At 71.9% G+C, this 14,079-nt stretch carries 18 protein-coding genes; 6 read left to right on the top strand and 12 right to left on the bottom strand.

Annotated features, from left to right (window positions below; translation table 11 throughout):
• Positions 1 to 56 precede the first annotated feature (56 nt).
• The 3 genes from ACIBQ6_RS48375 to ACIBQ6_RS48365 form a co-directional block, all read right to left on the bottom strand.
• A complete protein-coding gene (locus ACIBQ6_RS48375) occupies positions 57 to 560 on the bottom strand; it encodes a hypothetical protein (protein WP_397219304.1) in 504 nt (167 codons plus the stop codon).
• Between the two features lie 496 nt (positions 561 to 1,056).
• Positions 1,057 to 1,641, bottom strand: coding sequence for a hypothetical protein (locus tag ACIBQ6_RS48370; RefSeq protein WP_397219303.1), 585 nt, complete (start codon positions 1,639 to 1,641; stop codon positions 1,057 to 1,059).
• Positions 1,642 to 1,657: 16 nt separating this feature from the next.
• Positions 1,658 to 2,314: a C39 family peptidase gene (locus ACIBQ6_RS48365; RefSeq protein WP_358302188.1), complete on the bottom strand. Its 657-nt coding sequence runs from the start codon at positions 2,312 to 2,314 to the stop codon at positions 1,658 to 1,660.
• 364 nt (positions 2,315 to 2,678) lie between these two features.
• Here ACIBQ6_RS48365 and ACIBQ6_RS48360 point away from each other — a divergent pair, with 364 nt between their 5' ends.
• Positions 2,679 to 3,245 (top strand): right-handed parallel beta-helix repeat-containing protein, encoded by a 567-nt coding sequence (locus ACIBQ6_RS48360; protein ID WP_397219302.1) that lies wholly within the window; start codon positions 2,679 to 2,681, stop codon positions 3,243 to 3,245.
• Between the two features lie 78 nt (positions 3,246 to 3,323).
• Here ACIBQ6_RS48360 and vanY-N read toward each other — a convergent pair whose 3' ends face one another.
• Positions 3,324 to 3,896 carry a D,D-peptidase/D,D-carboxypeptidase VanY-N gene (gene vanY-N, locus ACIBQ6_RS48355; protein ID WP_397219301.1) on the bottom strand — a complete coding sequence of 191 codons (573 nt, stop codon included), beginning with the start codon at positions 3,894 to 3,896 and terminating at the stop codon, positions 3,324 to 3,326.
• Positions 3,897 to 4,087: 191 nt separating this feature from the next.
• Between vanY-N and ACIBQ6_RS48350 the strand changes: the two genes are divergently transcribed.
• From ACIBQ6_RS48350 to ACIBQ6_RS48340, 3 genes are read left to right on the top strand one after another with little or no spacing between them, the layout of a single operon-like run.
• Positions 4,088 to 4,762 carry a response regulator transcription factor gene (locus tag ACIBQ6_RS48350; protein ID WP_358302179.1) on the top strand — a complete coding sequence of 225 codons (675 nt, stop codon included), beginning with the start codon at positions 4,088 to 4,090 and terminating at the stop codon, positions 4,760 to 4,762.
• 7 nt (positions 4,763 to 4,769) lie between these two features.
• Positions 4,770 to 6,290, top strand: coding sequence for an ATP-binding protein (locus tag ACIBQ6_RS48345; protein ID WP_397219300.1), 1,521 nt, complete (start codon positions 4,770 to 4,772; stop codon positions 6,288 to 6,290).
• Complete coding sequence (locus tag ACIBQ6_RS48340; protein WP_358302173.1) at positions 6,287 to 6,763, top strand: hypothetical protein; 477 nt, start codon at positions 6,287 to 6,289, stop codon at positions 6,761 to 6,763. The genes ACIBQ6_RS48345 and ACIBQ6_RS48340 overlap by 4 nt, the downstream gene beginning before the upstream one ends.
• Positions 6,764 to 7,002: 239 nt before the next feature.
• On the opposite strand, the gene ACIBQ6_RS48335 is transcribed toward ACIBQ6_RS48340, so the two are convergent.
• The 3 genes from ACIBQ6_RS48335 to ACIBQ6_RS48325 are packed head-to-tail and all read right to left on the bottom strand — an operon-like array spanning position 7,003 to position 8,522.
• Positions 7,003 to 7,413, bottom strand: a complete 411-nt coding sequence (locus tag ACIBQ6_RS48335) for a DUF2871 domain-containing protein (RefSeq protein WP_358302170.1) — start codon at positions 7,411 to 7,413, stop codon at positions 7,003 to 7,005.
• A 60-nt stretch (positions 7,414 to 7,473) separates the two neighbouring features.
• Positions 7,474 to 7,962 carry an RNA polymerase sigma factor gene (locus ACIBQ6_RS48330; RefSeq protein ID WP_397162676.1) on the bottom strand — a complete coding sequence of 163 codons (489 nt, stop codon included), beginning with the start codon at positions 7,960 to 7,962 and terminating at the stop codon, positions 7,474 to 7,476.
• Entirely contained in the window at positions 7,959 to 8,522 is a 564-nt protein-coding gene (locus ACIBQ6_RS48325) for a hypothetical protein (RefSeq protein ID WP_397219299.1), read from the bottom strand. Before ACIBQ6_RS48325 ends, ACIBQ6_RS48330 begins: the two co-directional genes overlap by 4 nt.
• Before the next feature lie 72 nt (positions 8,523 to 8,594).
• Between ACIBQ6_RS48325 and ACIBQ6_RS48320 the strand changes: the two genes are divergently transcribed.
• Complete coding sequence (locus ACIBQ6_RS48320; protein WP_397219298.1) at positions 8,595 to 9,029, top strand: DUF3995 domain-containing protein; 435 nt, start codon at positions 8,595 to 8,597, stop codon at positions 9,027 to 9,029.
• On the opposite strand, the gene ACIBQ6_RS48315 is transcribed toward ACIBQ6_RS48320, so the two are convergent.
• Positions 9,026 to 9,268: a hypothetical protein gene (locus ACIBQ6_RS48315; RefSeq protein WP_397219297.1), complete on the bottom strand. Its 243-nt coding sequence runs from the start codon at positions 9,266 to 9,268 to the stop codon at positions 9,026 to 9,028. The genes ACIBQ6_RS48320 and ACIBQ6_RS48315 overlap by 4 nt on opposite strands.
• A gap of 125 nt (positions 9,269 to 9,393) precedes the next feature.
• On the opposite strand from ACIBQ6_RS48315, the gene ACIBQ6_RS48310 reads away from it, so the two are divergent.
• The gene (locus ACIBQ6_RS48310; RefSeq protein WP_397219296.1) at positions 9,394 to 10,179 is read left to right on the top strand and encodes a hypothetical protein; all 786 of its coding nucleotides are present in this window, start codon (positions 9,394 to 9,396) and stop codon (positions 10,177 to 10,179) included.
• 41 nt (positions 10,180 to 10,220) lie between these two features.
• On the opposite strand, the gene ACIBQ6_RS48305 is transcribed toward ACIBQ6_RS48310, so the two are convergent.
• The 4 genes from ACIBQ6_RS48305 to ACIBQ6_RS48290 form a co-directional block, all read right to left on the bottom strand.
• Positions 10,221 to 10,958, bottom strand: a complete 738-nt coding sequence (locus ACIBQ6_RS48305; RefSeq protein ID WP_397219295.1) for a hypothetical protein — start codon at positions 10,956 to 10,958, stop codon at positions 10,221 to 10,223.
• 243 nt (positions 10,959 to 11,201) lie between these two features.
• Positions 11,202 to 12,104: an alpha/beta fold hydrolase gene (locus ACIBQ6_RS48300; RefSeq protein ID WP_397219294.1), complete on the bottom strand. Its 903-nt coding sequence runs from the start codon at positions 12,102 to 12,104 to the stop codon at positions 11,202 to 11,204.
• 97 nt (positions 12,105 to 12,201) lie between these two features.
• Positions 12,202 to 13,164 carry an ankyrin repeat domain-containing protein gene (locus tag ACIBQ6_RS48295; RefSeq protein ID WP_397219293.1) on the bottom strand — a complete coding sequence of 321 codons (963 nt, stop codon included), beginning with the start codon at positions 13,162 to 13,164 and terminating at the stop codon, positions 12,202 to 12,204.
• Positions 13,165 to 13,322: 158 nt separating this feature from the next.
• Positions 13,323 to 14,075 carry an SDR family oxidoreductase gene (locus ACIBQ6_RS48290; protein WP_397219292.1) on the bottom strand — a complete coding sequence of 251 codons (753 nt, stop codon included), beginning with the start codon at positions 14,073 to 14,075 and terminating at the stop codon, positions 13,323 to 13,325.
• Positions 14,076 to 14,079: the final 4 nt, after the last annotated feature.

The raw sequence follows: 14,079 nt of genomic DNA, 5'->3' as shown, positions 1-14,079 counted from the left end.
CGATCGAAGGCGCCGCCGTTGTACCAGCCGCCCAGCGCCTGCCCGTAGCCCGCCCGCTACACCCCCACGATGTCGGGACGCAGGTCGGCCTGGTCGGCCAGGCCGAAGACCAGCGACTCCATGTCGCTGACGCCGGTCTCGATCTGGCGGGTGGTGTCGTTGCCGCTGGTCCAGGAGTGGATCTGGCGCGATCGGTAGCCGCTGGAGATCAGGTCGGTCTTGCCGTTGCCGTTGCCGTCGGTGTCGGCCGCGGCCATGCTCGCGCCCCATCCGGAACAGGGGGTGTTGATCGAGTAGAGCATGCAGCCGGGCTCGGGCCGCAGGTGGGAGCGTCCGGTGAAGCCGTCCGGGCCGCCGTACAGGAGGGTGATCTGGCCCGTGTTGCTGGTGCCTGAGGCGGCCGGGTAGCAGGGCATGCCGACGGCCAGGTCGTGGTAGCCGTCGCTGTTGAAGTCGCTGTTGAAGTCGCTGTTGAAGTCGCTGTTGTAGGCGATCGGAGCGGCCGAGGAGGGGGCCGGGGTGGCGACGGAGGTGAGCGTCGTGGGCGTGGACGCCCTCACATTTCATCTGCAACCGGCAGATGGACGACCTTGAGTACGTGGGGCTGATCTACCGGGCCGGGACGTGACCACGCCGACCACGCCGATGTACCACCTGCTGCACAGCGGGTTCGGCCGGAGGACGCCAGAAACACCCCGCGTGGCGTAGCGGCCTGCCCTGAGCGCTCGCGTTGGCGGGCTGCGGGGTCGTTTTCGGCGGTGATGCGGGCGGACGTCTCCTCGCCCAGCCGTACGTAACGGCCGGGGCTGGACAGGTGCTGGTGACGGGATTCGGCCTGCCGCTCCGGCGCGGTACGGCAGGCCTGTGCCAGATGCTGCAGCGCCGAGATCCTCAGGCCAAGGGCCCGGTTCGGCTGGCCGGGCCGAGCCCCGACCGCACGGTGGCGGGCGCCACGGCCTTGGAAGCGGGGGCGATGACGTAGCCCCCGCTTCCCGAGCAGCTCACGCCGACCGGCGGTTCCTTGCGATCACCTCCGGCGAGGGCGAGCGGATGGCGTCAGGTCGGCTCCCGGTAGCGGGGCTGGTGGGCTCTGTACTCCTGGGCACGGACGGCGAGTTCCCGGAAGAACACCGGGGGTGGTGTGACCTGGCCTTCGCGCCCGATCGGGGAGGGCGCCAGCGGTATGAGCAGGTCGGTATTGGGTGAGTGCAACCACAGGGCGGTCTGGTAGAGCTCGGGGATTTGCAGGAGCCGGAGATCGAACCCGGCCATTTCGAGCTGCGGCAGGGCTCGTGCGGCTTTGACCGCGGTCGCGGTGGCTCCGACGGATGAGCTTCTGTAGAACGTCGGCGGGAAGGTGCGGTCCGGCGTTTCGGCGACTTCGGCGCCGGCGAGCACCTTGCCGCCGGACTCCAGCAGGAATCGCCAGCCCACCGGCTGCGCCCTCTCCAGGCCGCCGCCGGCCTCGATGTCTTTGACGAGCAGGGCGAACACCCGGTGGGGGGTGGACACCTCCACGTCATCCGGGGAGATCTCGCCCAGCAGTTTCGGGCCCTCTCCGCCGGCTCTGGCGATCAGGCCGAGATGGGAGCGTGTTTCCTCCCGGATCCGTCCCGGCGGTTCAGGCATGTTCAACGGCATCGCATGCTCCCTGAGGCTAGTTTCGCCGAGTCTTGAAGGTCCTGTTCCAGGTGCCGTTCGGGCCGCCCGGATAGCCGCCGAAGAGCGTCTCCCACGCGACCCACATGATGGGATCGTTCTCCTGGCCCGCGTATGTCCCGTGCGTACCCTCCCACGGGTCATGCACCCAGACGTGCACCAGTTCACCGGTCTCCGGGCGGTAGCTGTAGCCCCAGATGTTGACGATGTGGCCGGAGAGGCCGCCACCCCAGCCGATGTTCATCATGATCGGGCGTCCGGCGTCTATCTCCGCCTTGACCTCGTTCTTCGTCAACGTCGGGAACCTTCTGACCTGCACCCACCCGGGTGCCTCCACCCAGTCGGTGTAATTCTTGGAATCTTCGGGGGCCGGGATGTACACCCCGGCTTGCTGCAGCGGCCCGGCATCGGGCCACCAGCCCTGGTTGCAGTCCCCGCGTAACGCGCCGCCATCCGGGCAGCACTGGAACGGCTGCTGGTTGGCGAGCCGGGAGTCCTTCCTGTTGAGGACCGCGGTGGCGAATCCGCACTGGGTCCATGCCTGCGCGTTGGCGTAGAAGTTCGCGATGCTGACCGTTGTCGCGTTCCAACACCAGTATGTCTTTTCCTGGTATTGACGCCAGCGCCAGTATGACGAGCCGAGGCTCTTGATCATTACGCTCTCGTCTGGCTGTGACATGCGATGCCATCCCTTCGCTACGCGGGGGTTACGTCGTCACCGTCTTGCGCCTCCTGGCCGGCCCGGAAGGGCCCACGTCGCTGACGTTAAGAGAGCGCAACTGCGCTCGCAATGATCACCATCTGTCAGGTTGGACCGAAACACAGAGTGGAGCTCACGTTTTCAGTTGCGGCTGTCCGTTACGTCTTGGCCTTCCGCTCAGCCACGACCAGCAGCGCCCCGCACGGACTTGTCTCCTCGACGCAAATCGCGAGGTCCGGGTCGAAAGCACCCAAGCCTCGGCCTGGTCGCACGGGGGAGATCGCTTCAGCCCTGCAACTCCGGTCCCATCAGCCTCCGAGTGGACTGCCGTAATCGTCACCACCCTCGTGGCCTCATCCGGCCACTGGCGCAGCAGCCCGGCACGCGTCAAGACGCCTGCCTGCTGTCCGGTCTGCGGCTGGTCGACGGGCTGATCACGATCGACCGGTGCACGGTGACCAAGCAGACCGTCACGGTGCGCGGCACCGGCTCGGCGATCCGCAACAGCACGCTCACCGGTGGAAGCCTCACGGTCAGCGCGACCGACCAGGGCACCTTCACCCGCAACGTCTTCGACGCCTTCCCCATGGGCCTGTCGAACGACAGCCGCCGCAACCTCGTGCAGGCCAACGTCTTCAAGAACTTGGCCACAGCGGGCCTCGGCGCCGCGGAGACCTTCCTGCCGCAGGACGCGAACACCATCGAGGACAACGAGTTCACCGGCAACGACATCGGCCTGTCCTCCAGTTCCATGCTGCGGCACATCATCGTGCGCAGGAACGTGTTCAACGGCAACAACACCGCCGGGCACGGTCGCCGACGGCGGCGGCAACCAGGGCCCCTGTGGCTCCACCCCCAACCCCGACCTGACCTGACCTGCTGGTGAGACCAGCGGCTTGCCGGTGAGACCAGCGGCCCGGTCTCCCGGGCGCGGGCCTGGCCGAGGTCCGCGAGCGCGCGCGGGTCAGCTCCGGCGCCGGTTCTCCTCCGCGTGACCGACCCCGGGGTGAGGCCGTCGGCGCGGGGGCGTGCCGCCGTACTCCGGGTGGTGCTCGAAGTGCCACCACTCGTTGTCGAACATGCGGTAGAGGTCGTAGCGGGCGCCGTGCTCCTCCAGCCAGCGCGCGCCTTCGTGCGGACGCACGTCCAGGGCGATGCCCTTGACGTGGCTGGACTCCGTCGGCGGCAGCACGAGCATGCGCGCCAGCGCCGGTGAGCCGGTGCGGCGCACCTCCTCCTCGAACATCCGGAGCTGCACGAGCGGATCACGGTATCCCGAGGTGAGGCCGAGGAGCTGGCCTTGACGCCAGAGCGCCTCGGTGCGCGCCGCGGTGAACGCCGCCAGGGCGCCGTCGGTGAGCCCGGCCAGGTCCTCGGCGGGGAAGCGCATCCGTAACGCCCACTGGCAGGCCAGCTCGCGGGCCCGGCCGGGGCGGCGGACGAGCGCCGCGGGCAGCAGGAGCACGGCGAGCACCAGCGTCACCACGGCGAACAGCCGATCTCGGGGCCGAGCTGGGATGGTGCGTGGTTCGTTCATGACGAACTACGATTGGCGCCGAATGTGAGTGGGTCGTCTGCCGAATGTCACCGTTTGTCGACGGCCACCACGCCGGCATCACCGTGACACAACGATGACATGGCGCTGACAAGACGGGGACATCACCGGCCGACAGTGGACGCAGTTGACCGGCGAGCGGGGTTACGGAGCGTGCTGTGGTACTCGGCGGTGTGTCGCGAGTGTTGTTGATCGAGGACGACCCGGCCGTGCGGGAGGGCCTTGAGCTGGCCCTGACCCGGCACGGGCATCGGGTGGGCGCCGTGGAGTCCGGCGAGGAGGGGCTGGAGCGGCTGCGCGCCGACCGTCCCGACGTCGTCGTGCTCGATCTGATGTTGCCCGGCATGAACGGGTTCGAGGTCTGCCGCCGCATCCGGGCCATCGGCGAGGTGCCGATCATCATGCTGACCGCGCGCGGCGACGACATCGACGTGGTGGCGGGGCTGGAGGCGGGCGCCGACGACTACGTGGTCAAACCGGTGCAGCCCAGGGTGCTCGAAGCGCGTATTCGCGCCGTGCTCCGGCGGATCGGCCGCGACCAGGCGGAACTGGAGCGGCACGGTGAGCTGACCATCGATCGGGCCGGGCTGGTGGTCACCAAGCGCGGCGCCCCGATCGGGCTCACCCCGGCCGAGCTGCGCCTGCTGCTGGAGCTCTCCGGCACGCCGGGCCGGGTGCACAGCCGCCAGCAACTGCTGGACTCGGTGTGGGAGCACGGGTACTTCGGCGACTCGCGGCTGGTGGACGCGTGCGTGCAGCGGCTGCGCGCGAAGATCGAGGACGACTCGGCGTCCCCCGTCTACGTGCAGACGGTGCGGGGGTTCGGTTACCGGTTCGGGCCGGTGTGAACCGGCGGTGACGCCTGTGCCGAGCCCGGGGCTGCGTGCCCGGCTGCTGTTCGCGTTCGCGCTGCTGTGCGTGGTCACCACGGCAGCGGTGACCGGCGGGCTCTATGTCCAGGCCCGCACCGACATCCTGCAGCGGGCCCAGGACGCCGCGCTGCAGGCGACGAGAGCGCGCCTGGAGACGCTCTTCCCGTTGCGCACCCCGGCTCCGGACCGGACCGAGCTCGGCAGGATCGCCGCCACCATGGCCGAGCGGGACAGCTACGCGCTCGCCGTCTACCGCGGGCTGTACGCGCAGGCCGGCCCGCCGTCCGACCCGGCGCCGGACCTGATGCGGAACCCGCCGCCGGGAAGCGGGGGACGCGACGGGAACGCGCCGGCCCTGGAGGCCGAGGACCTGAGGCCCCAGGCCCTTTCCGTGAGCCTGCGGCGGAAGGTGGCCGAAGGCGAGATGGCGTGGCAACGGGTGGTGCGGGAAGGCAGGCCCTTCCTGATCATCGGCGCGCCGTTGCTGATCACCGAGGGGGACCGGTGGCGGGTGTCCGGCATCGAGGTCTACACCACGCGCAGCCTGCTTCCCGAGCAGCGCAGCATCGACGTGCTCGCCACCCGCGCCTGGCTCATCGGCGGGGCGGCCATGGCGTTCGCGGTGGTCGTGGCGTTGCTGGCCACGCGCAGCGTGCTGCGACCGGTGCGCGAGCTCGGCCGGGCGGCCCGCCTGCTGGGCGAGGGCGAGCTGCGGACCAGGGTCGCGGTCCGCGGCTCCGACGAGCTGGCCGACGTGGCGCGTACCTTCAACGACACCGCCGCGGAGCTGGAACGGCACGTCATGCAGCTGCGTGCGATGGAGGCCGACGCCCGCCGGTTCGTGGCCGACGTCTCGCACGAGCTGCGCACCCCCCTGGCCGCGCTCGCCGCCGTCGCCGAGGTCCTCGACGACGAGGCGGCCGAGCTGCCCGAGCCCGCCGGCCGGGCGGCCAAGCTGGTCAGCCAGGAGACGCTCAACCTGACCGCGCTGGTGAACGACCTCATCGAGATCAGCAGGTTCGACTCCGGCGTCGCGGCCCTGTCGCTGAACGAGGTGGACGTGGCCGAGCTGGTGCCCGCGACCCTGCGCGTCCGGGGCTGGTCGGACGCGGTGCGCACCGAGCTTCCCTCCTCGGTGACGGCGAGGCTGGACCCGCGCCGCGTGGACGTCATCCTGGCCAACCTGGTCGGCAACGCCCTGCGGCACGGCGAGCCGCCGGTGTCGGTGCGGTTGTCCGCCGACCCGCAGTGGATCACTGTCGAGGTCCGCGACCACGGTCCGGGGCTGGAGGAGGCGGTGCTGCCGCACGCGTTCGACCGGTTCTACAAGGCCAGCGCGGCGCGGGCCAGGTCCGAGGGCAGCGGCCTGGGCCTGGCCATCGCGCTGGAGAACGCGCGCCTGCACCGGGGCGACCTCACCGTCGCCAACGCCCCCGACGGCGGCGCCCTGTTCACGCTGCGCCTGCCACGCAGGGCCCCCGAGCAGGACGGAGCAGCCGGATGAGGGCCGCACTCCCCCGCCGCGCGCTCGCCGCGGGTCTCCTGGCGCTGGTCGCGGGCTGCGGCGTGCGTCCCAGCGACGTCATCGCCGTCGGCGAGCCGCCGAAGGGAGCCGTCGCGCTGACCACGACGATCATTCTCTACCTGGTGAAGGACGGGCGGCTCAGCGCCGTGACGCGGCCGAGCGCGCGCCCGCTGTTCCGGACCGAGAGGCTCGCGCTGCTGGCAGCCGGGCCCATCGAGAAGGAACGGGCGCTCGGGCTCAGCACCGAGGTGCCGCCGGAAGCCGATCCGTTCCTGGTGACCGTCAAGGCGCGCGACCGCATGGTGCTGACCCCGTCCGCGCCGGGCGGTGACCTGTCCCCCCTGGCCGTGCGGCAGATCGTGTGCACGGCCGCCGCGTTGCCGGACAGCCCTGCCCGCATCGCCGTCGCGGGGGCGCGCACGAGCGTCGACCCTCGCGACTGCCCGGCCTGACCGCCGGAGGGAGCGCGGAGCAGCCCAGCGGCCTCCCGCGCGGACCTGGCCGCCACCGCCTCCGCCGTGGTGTCCGTCCGGGGCCTGGGCCTCTCCCTCGGCGTGGCCGTCTTCGGCACCCTTCTCAGCCGGGAACTGCGGGGCCGGGCCCCGGGCCCGGCGGCGACGGTCGCCGCCGTCCGGACGTCCTGTTCTGGGGCGCCCCGGCCGGCGAACGGCCGGCCGGGACGTGGCCGCGGTCAGGTCTTGGCGGGGATGCGCTTGCCGAGGTTGACGAAGAACAGGATCAACCCGACCGTCAGCACGATGTGCCCGAGCCCGGCCATCCCGGTGATCGCCGGGCTGGTCTCTGCGCCCAGCACCGTCTGGGTGCCGTGCACCAGCATCATCGCCACCGTCAGCGCCAGCCCGCCGTTGTAGACCCAGAAGAACCAGGTGAACAGCCTGCCGCCGGCGCTCAGCGTGAACACCTTCTCCAGCACCAGCACGATCAGGAAGAACAGCATGCCGAGAGCGAGCAGGTGGGTGTGCACCACACCGAGCTGGGTGTCGCCGGTGAAGTCGTTGAGCTTGGTGATCTCGCGATAGTAGAGGCCGGTGATGACGCCGACGATCATGTAGATGTGCGCCGCATGGTAGATCTTTCTCACGGTTGAGACCTTAGAGGGTTGTTTTGCCACCATTCGTACCGGCGTCCCCGCCGGACGGACTCAGCCCTGCCAGGCCCGGCGGAAGCTCGCCCGGGCCCGGTGCAGCCGGGACTTGACCGTGCCCGACGGCACCCGCAACATCCGCGCCGCGACGTCCTCCGGCACCCCTTCCAGGTCGCGCAGCACCAGCACCGCCCGATGCTCCGGCGACAGGCGCTCCAGCACGTCCCGGACGTCCACGGCCCGCTCGACGTCGTGCGGCGAGGGCACGCCGGCCAGTTCCGCCGGGCTGGACCGCCCGTCGCGCCGGGCGATCCGGACGGCCTCGCGCACGGCTATCGCCCGCGCCCAGCCGAGCAGGGCCTCGGGTTCGCGCAGGTCACGCAGATGCCGGAAGATCGCGATCAGCGCCTCCTGCACGGCGTCCGGCCCGCTGTCCAACGCGATGGGCCCGCAGATCCGGCCCAGGTACGGCGTCAGCTCGGCGAGCAGGTCGTTCATCGCCATCGTGTCGCCCCGCTGGGCGGCGAGCACCCGGGCCGCCGTCACGACGCGCCCCCGGCGTCCCGGGCCGCGTCCCCACCCGCGTCCCGGGCCGCGTCCCCACCCGCGTCCCGGGCCGCGTCCCCACCCGCGTCCCCACCCGCGCCCCCGGCCGTGACCCGGGACGCGAGCCTGGCCAGCGCCTTCTCCCCCGCCGCCCGCACGCCCCACGGCACCAGCGCCGCGCGGCCCGGGACGCGCACCCCGCCCGTCTGCGCGACCAGCGTCCCCTCCGGCACGGCGGTCGCGGCCAGGCCGACGAGCAGGAACCGGCTCTGCATCCAGCACCAGCCCGGCCGCAGGTCGACGTCGAACCGGGCGCGCATGCCGTACCGGCTGCGGGCCCTGGCCACGAGGCGGCCGTCGTCCGGGCCCGCGGACTCGACGGTGAGATGCCGCATGTCGGGTTCGAACGTGCCGAACTCCTTCTCCAGATCGCTCACCACGGCCCAGACCGCCGCGAAGGGTGCGGGAATGACGCGCTCGGCGACGGACGCCCCGGGAATGGCCGCGGCCAGCGCGCGCAGGCGGCGTACGGGGTCCAGATCGGCAACAGGCCAGCTCATGTCCATCCAGAGGCGGGAGGGGCGCGAAAGGTTCCATGGAACCATTACGGATTTCGCCGACTCCTGCCGGGCATGAACATTCCACGCCTCGGCGCCCTGACCGCCTCCGTCCTGCTCACCGACGCCGCCGCGCACCTGTACTGGCTGACCGGCCGCACGTGGCCCGCCCGCGACGTCAGCTCCCTCTCCCTGGCGGTGCTGAACTTCGAGGCGCCGTTCACCCCGCGCGTGCTGGTGCCGCTCGTCGCCGTGCTCGGCGCCGGGGCGGCGGCGGTGCTCGTGTGCTCACGCGGTCGCGGCGGCCTGCCCGCCCGCCTGGTCACGGCCGCCGTCGCCGCCGGGACCCTGGTGCGGGCGGCGGCCGGGCTGGTGTGGATCGCCGGCGTCGGCGCGGACGCCGGGACCCCGTTCTACTGGCTCAACCTGTTCCTCTACACGCCTGTCTGCGTGTTCATGGCCACGGCGGCGGCCCTGGTCGCCTCCCGCCGCGGCTCCCGGCGGCCCTAGCCGGAGCAGAGCTGGGCGCGCAGGGTGCGGAAGGCCCATTGCTCCCAGCGCTCCCGCGGCCAGCTGCGGCCGTGCACGAACAGCAGGTACAGCTCGGGGCTGAGCAGGCCGTACAGCAGGTCGGCGGCCTCCTGCGCGGACACCCCGGCCCGCGCCCCGGGCTTGCCCACCAGGGCCCTGGCCGCCTCCTGCTGGACGACGTAGCGGGGATCGACGTCGTCCGGCCACAGCGCGGCCACCTCCGGGTCGCCGGCGACCGCCGCCTCCAGGACCTTGCCGATCGGCGCGACGCGCTCCAGGACGGAGCTGGTGCCGGCGACGTGGGCGCGCAGCGCGTCCTGTGATACGTCGTCACCGTTCGGCCGTGCCCGCCCTGCTTCTCACCGTTCTGTACGGTGCCGCGCTGACGGTCGCCGCCGTCGTCGCCCTGGTCTCCGGTGAGCTCGGCCCGTTGTGGGGGCTGACGCTGTTCTCGGCCGCGGCCGAAGGCGTCACGGCCACCGGGCAGAACCTGTTCCTCCTGGTCCTGGCCGGGCTGTCCTGGTCCTGGGGGATCTGGCAGATCCTGCGCGGGCCGCCGGCGGGTCCGCCGCCCCCGCGGGACCCCGACGCCCTGCGGTTGCGCCTGGCCCTGTACGCCTCGGCGGCCACGACGTTCCTGCTCCACCTCACCGCGTCGATGTGGGCCGACACGACGGTGCTCGACTCCGCGGTGATGTGCGTGCTCGTGGTGCTGTTCATGCGGGTGCTGGGCCGCGGCCGGCCGTACATGCGGGGCGCCGGGCTGCTGGGGTACGGCGGGTTCACCGTCATCGGCGTGCTCGGCCTCCTCGGCCGGCCCGTCCCGGAGGGGGTGGAGCTGGTCTGCGGCCTGGCCGGTCTGGTCTGGACGGTGCTGGTCCTGCGGGCCCAGGGCTCCGACGACCGCTGGGGCACGGCGACCGTCGCGTACGGCGTCGCCGCCCTGGTGACGCCGCTGGTCCTGGTGCTGGCGGCGTTGCCGTTCGCCGGCGGGGAAGACGCGGCCGAGGCTCTCGGCGTGGTTTCGGGCGTCCTGATGATGATCTGGCTGGCGCGCTCCGCCCACGACCTCGCCGCCCCGCGCCGCCGACCGGCCCGACCGGCCCCCGAGGCCACGCTGGAGGCCTGAGCTCGGGCGGGCCGGTGAACCGGGGCTTGTGAACCCGGGGCTCAGCGTCTGCGCTGCCTGGTCCTCTCGGTCCTGTCGGCCGCGGGGGTCTCCCGCGGCAACGACGGCCTGGCCAGGGGCGCCAGCGCCGGCCCCTGCCACTGCCGGGGCCGCGGCCGCGCCGCCCCCGACCCCGCTCCCTTGTCGTCGTCGTCGGGATTTCCGCCGTCGATGGACAGGATGCGGCCCCGGAACTTGGGGTGCCTGGTCTCCCAGTACCGCCAGCCCTCCACCCTGGACGGCACGTTGGCTATCCCCGAGCCGACCTCGAACTGCTTGCAGGTGCCGAGGACCGACCACGCCGACCAGCCGATGCGGTAGCCGAAAACGCGGTACCACATATTGCCGTACATCCCTTTAGTGATAGTCCGGCTGTATTCATGGCCGGTGAAGACCATATGCCGCTCTTCGAGATGTGGCACGCCCATCTTGCGCAGGTTACGCACCAGATCTCCGGTCGTGATCGAGAACTGCTGCTCGTTCTCCGTCTCCCGGAACGCCCTCACCTCGTATTCCCGGGTCACCGTCACCGTGATGGTGCCGCCGGGGCCGTCAATGTAGCGGGTACGGGGAATGAAGAAGTTCCTCGGCGAGAGCGAACGGATTTTGAAGAAGGTGTGCGGGTCGCACCGCCCGTCGCCGTCCGCGTGCGCGGCCGGGGTCATGGCGGCGGTCATGGCGGGGGTCATGGCCAGGACGAGGGCCGTCGAGAGCGAGCCGCGCAGGGCCACTCGTGTCATGGTCCGCCCAAGACGAGGCGCCGCCGGCCGGGTGGGGTTGCTGAGGGCATTTGCTCGTATTTTGGGTGAGAACATGTACCGTTCCTTTCGGAATGCAGCCCGTAGTCGCTATCCGAACCCATAGACCGGAATGCGGCCCTTCCGCACGCCGATCAGGGCATCTAGACCGGTACGATGTTTACACTTGCCACGAATCACTCATCGACGCCACACCGAAACCGCATTCCCGGTGACCGGCAAGATTCAGTTGTCGGAATGCCATGGCTCAGGGGCATCGCTCAGCGAAATCGTTCCCTCGGCCCCCGGGACCCGCGACCGTGTGAAGGCCCGGATCCGTTCGGCGATGACCTCGGGGGCGTTCAGGTCGGGGGCGTTGTGGTCGAGCCCGGCGATGATCTCGTGCCGGGCGTCGGGCATGAGGCGGCCCAGGCGAGCCGGCACATCGGTGAGGTAACCGGGTGACCTGTCGCCGCCGAGCAGCAGCGCCGGTGAGCCGACGCCGGCGTACCTGGCGCCGTCGGAGTCCAGGCGGACGATCTCGCCGATCTCGGCGGGGGTGGTCGCCATCATCGCCCGCGTGTCGCGCCCCTCCGCCCCGCGCAGCATCAGGAACGCCAGCGCGCGGAACACCGGCGCCGGCGCGTCGCCGACCGGAACCAGGCGGGTGGCCTTGAGGAAGGCCGCCATCGCCGCGGTGTGCCTGCCCTGCGCCAGCAGCCGCTCGAACGCCGGCAGCCAGCCGGCGGGGAAGGAGCCGTCGATGCTCACGCCCGGTTCGTAGACCATGAGCGCGGCCACCCTGCGCCGCAACCCGAGGTGCAGGGCGACGAGACCGCCGTAGCTGTGGCCGAAGACCAGGCGCGCGCCCGTGCGGTCCATGACGGCCAGCGCGTCCTCGACCTCGGTGTCCACGCCGTACGCCGGGCCCTGCGGGCCGCTGCCGCCGCGTCCGCGCCGTTCGATCACGTGCACGCTGTGCGTGCCGGACAGTGCTCGCGCCAGCGCCCCGTAGTGGTGGGCGCGCCGGTTGTTCCCGGGGATCACCAGCAGCCCCGGCCCCCGCCCAGCGCTGAGCACGGCGATCGTCGTGCCGTCCTTCGAGGTCACGTCCGCGCTGCGCCACCGCATCGACTTCTTGCCGCCCATCACGCCCTGCCTTCACGTCGGTGGAGACAGCAGCCTGGCCGCCGGGGCTGTCACCCGGCTGGCAGAACGCTGGCACCGGCGCCCGGGAGGAGAACGCTCAGGCCCAGTAGTCGCCGTCGGGCAGCCGCAGGAACGTGTCCGGTTCCGTGAGCGAGCGGGCGTCGGCCGGGCGCAGCCCAGCGCCGGCGAAGCAGTACGCCTCGGCGCACCCGTCGTACAGGTACGTGCGCAGGATCTCCTCCGGCGAGTCCTCCGGGAAGGCGTCGCCGCCGCCCGGATGGGTGTCCCATTCCTCGATCTCGCCGTCGCGGTAGACCCTGCCCTGGTTGCCGCTCTTGGGATTGGCGTACATGCCGTAGGCGACCGTGCCCGCCGACAGCGCCTTCATGACGCCGGGCGTGGCGGCCATGTACCCCCACTCCTGGAAGACGACGCAGCCGCCCGGCACGTCGGTGACGCCGACGAACCGCAGCGCGTCGTCCTCGAACGGATCCTCCTCGACCTCTTCGAGCTCCTCCTCCGTGGCGGGTTCGGCGGCCAGCAGGCGCGCCGCCTCGGCCGCGCTGACACCGCGCACGCACGTCAGGCTGAAGCCGTCGCCGTCGAGGCCCTCCAGGACGCCGACCAGGCGCGCGGCCTCCGCCACGGCCGCCGTCTCGGCCTCGGTGAGCCGGGCGTGGCCGGGCGGGAACGGGAAGAACAGGCCGGGCGTCGGACCGGCCAGGCTGAGCCGGCCGGGCGACCAGCCGCCCATCATCGGCCGCCACGGGTCGGCTCCGGCGGCGACCAGCGCACGGGCGTTGTCCGGCCGGTCATGGAAGACCGCCTCCCAGAGCGCGGTGCGGCCCTCGCACTCGGCGTCGACGTCGGCGACCCGGCCGGCCAGCTCGGCGACCACCTCCGGCGAACCGCGCTCGGCGGCGACGTGCAGGGGACGCTCGTCGAAGTATGCGCCTTCGTCGGGGTCGGCGCCCGCGGCCAGCCTGGCGCGGACCAGGGCGAGGTTCGTCCAGGAGTCCCACCCCAGATCGGACCAGCCGGGGGTTTCCTGTGCGGTCATGACAGCTCCTTCAAGATCCGTTATGCGGAGACGAGCGGTGTCATCATGGCGCAGGGCACGGACAGTTTTCGAAGATCATCCAGACGGCGGCCTCCGGGACGACCGCACCGGGAACCCCTTGTCCTCGGCGTCCCACCGAGGACAAGGGCGGGGCCGGATCAGGGCTGGGCGTCGAGCCATTCCCGGAAGGTCGGGCCGGCGAGCCTGGCGTGCGGGCCGGGCAGGAACGCGCCGGCGGTGGCCTGCTCGGCGTCGGGCATGCCCGCGCCGTCGACGCCCACGACCTTGACACCCCGGCGGGCGCCCAGGAGCCGGGCCGCCTCCGCCAGCGTCTCCCTGCGCGGACCGGCGATCTCGGGGATCGGCGTGCCGGGCACGGTCGCGGCGACGGCCAGGTCGGCCAGCTCCTCGGCCACGACGCGGCAGGCCACGAGCTGGGTGGGCAGCTCCGGGACATAGGCCACGTCACCGGGCTGCCAGTCCAGCAGCTGCCCCACGAACTCGTGGAACTGCGCCGCCCGCAGCACGCGGACGGGAAGCGGCCCGGCCGGCAGCAGCTCCTCGTGCACCCTCTTGGCGGCCAGGAACCCGGCGGTGGCCTTGTCGGCCCCGATGATGGACGCCACGGCGATCCGCGTGACCCCGGCCTGGCGGCCGTACTCGTGCAGGTTGCGGGCCGAGGCGCGGAAGAACTCCGTCGCCGCCTCCTGGTCGGAGGAGTGCCAGGAGGCGACGTCGATGACGACCTGCGCCCCGGTCAGCGCCTCGGCGAGGCCCTGACCGGTGACGACGTCCACGCCGGTGGCGCGGGACATCGGCACGACCCGGTGGCCCCTCTCGGTCAGGACGTCGACGACGTGGCGGCCCAGCCGGCCGGTCGCCCCGGCCACCGCGAACGTGGTGATGCTCATGTCA

This window comes from Nonomuraea sp. NPDC049655, assembly GCF_044465465.1.
Taxonomy (GTDB): domain Bacteria; phylum Actinomycetota; class Actinomycetes; order Streptosporangiales; family Streptosporangiaceae; genus Nonomuraea.
Note: the sequence above shows the minus strand (reverse complement) of the source record. Positions and strands in the feature narration are given on the sequence as shown.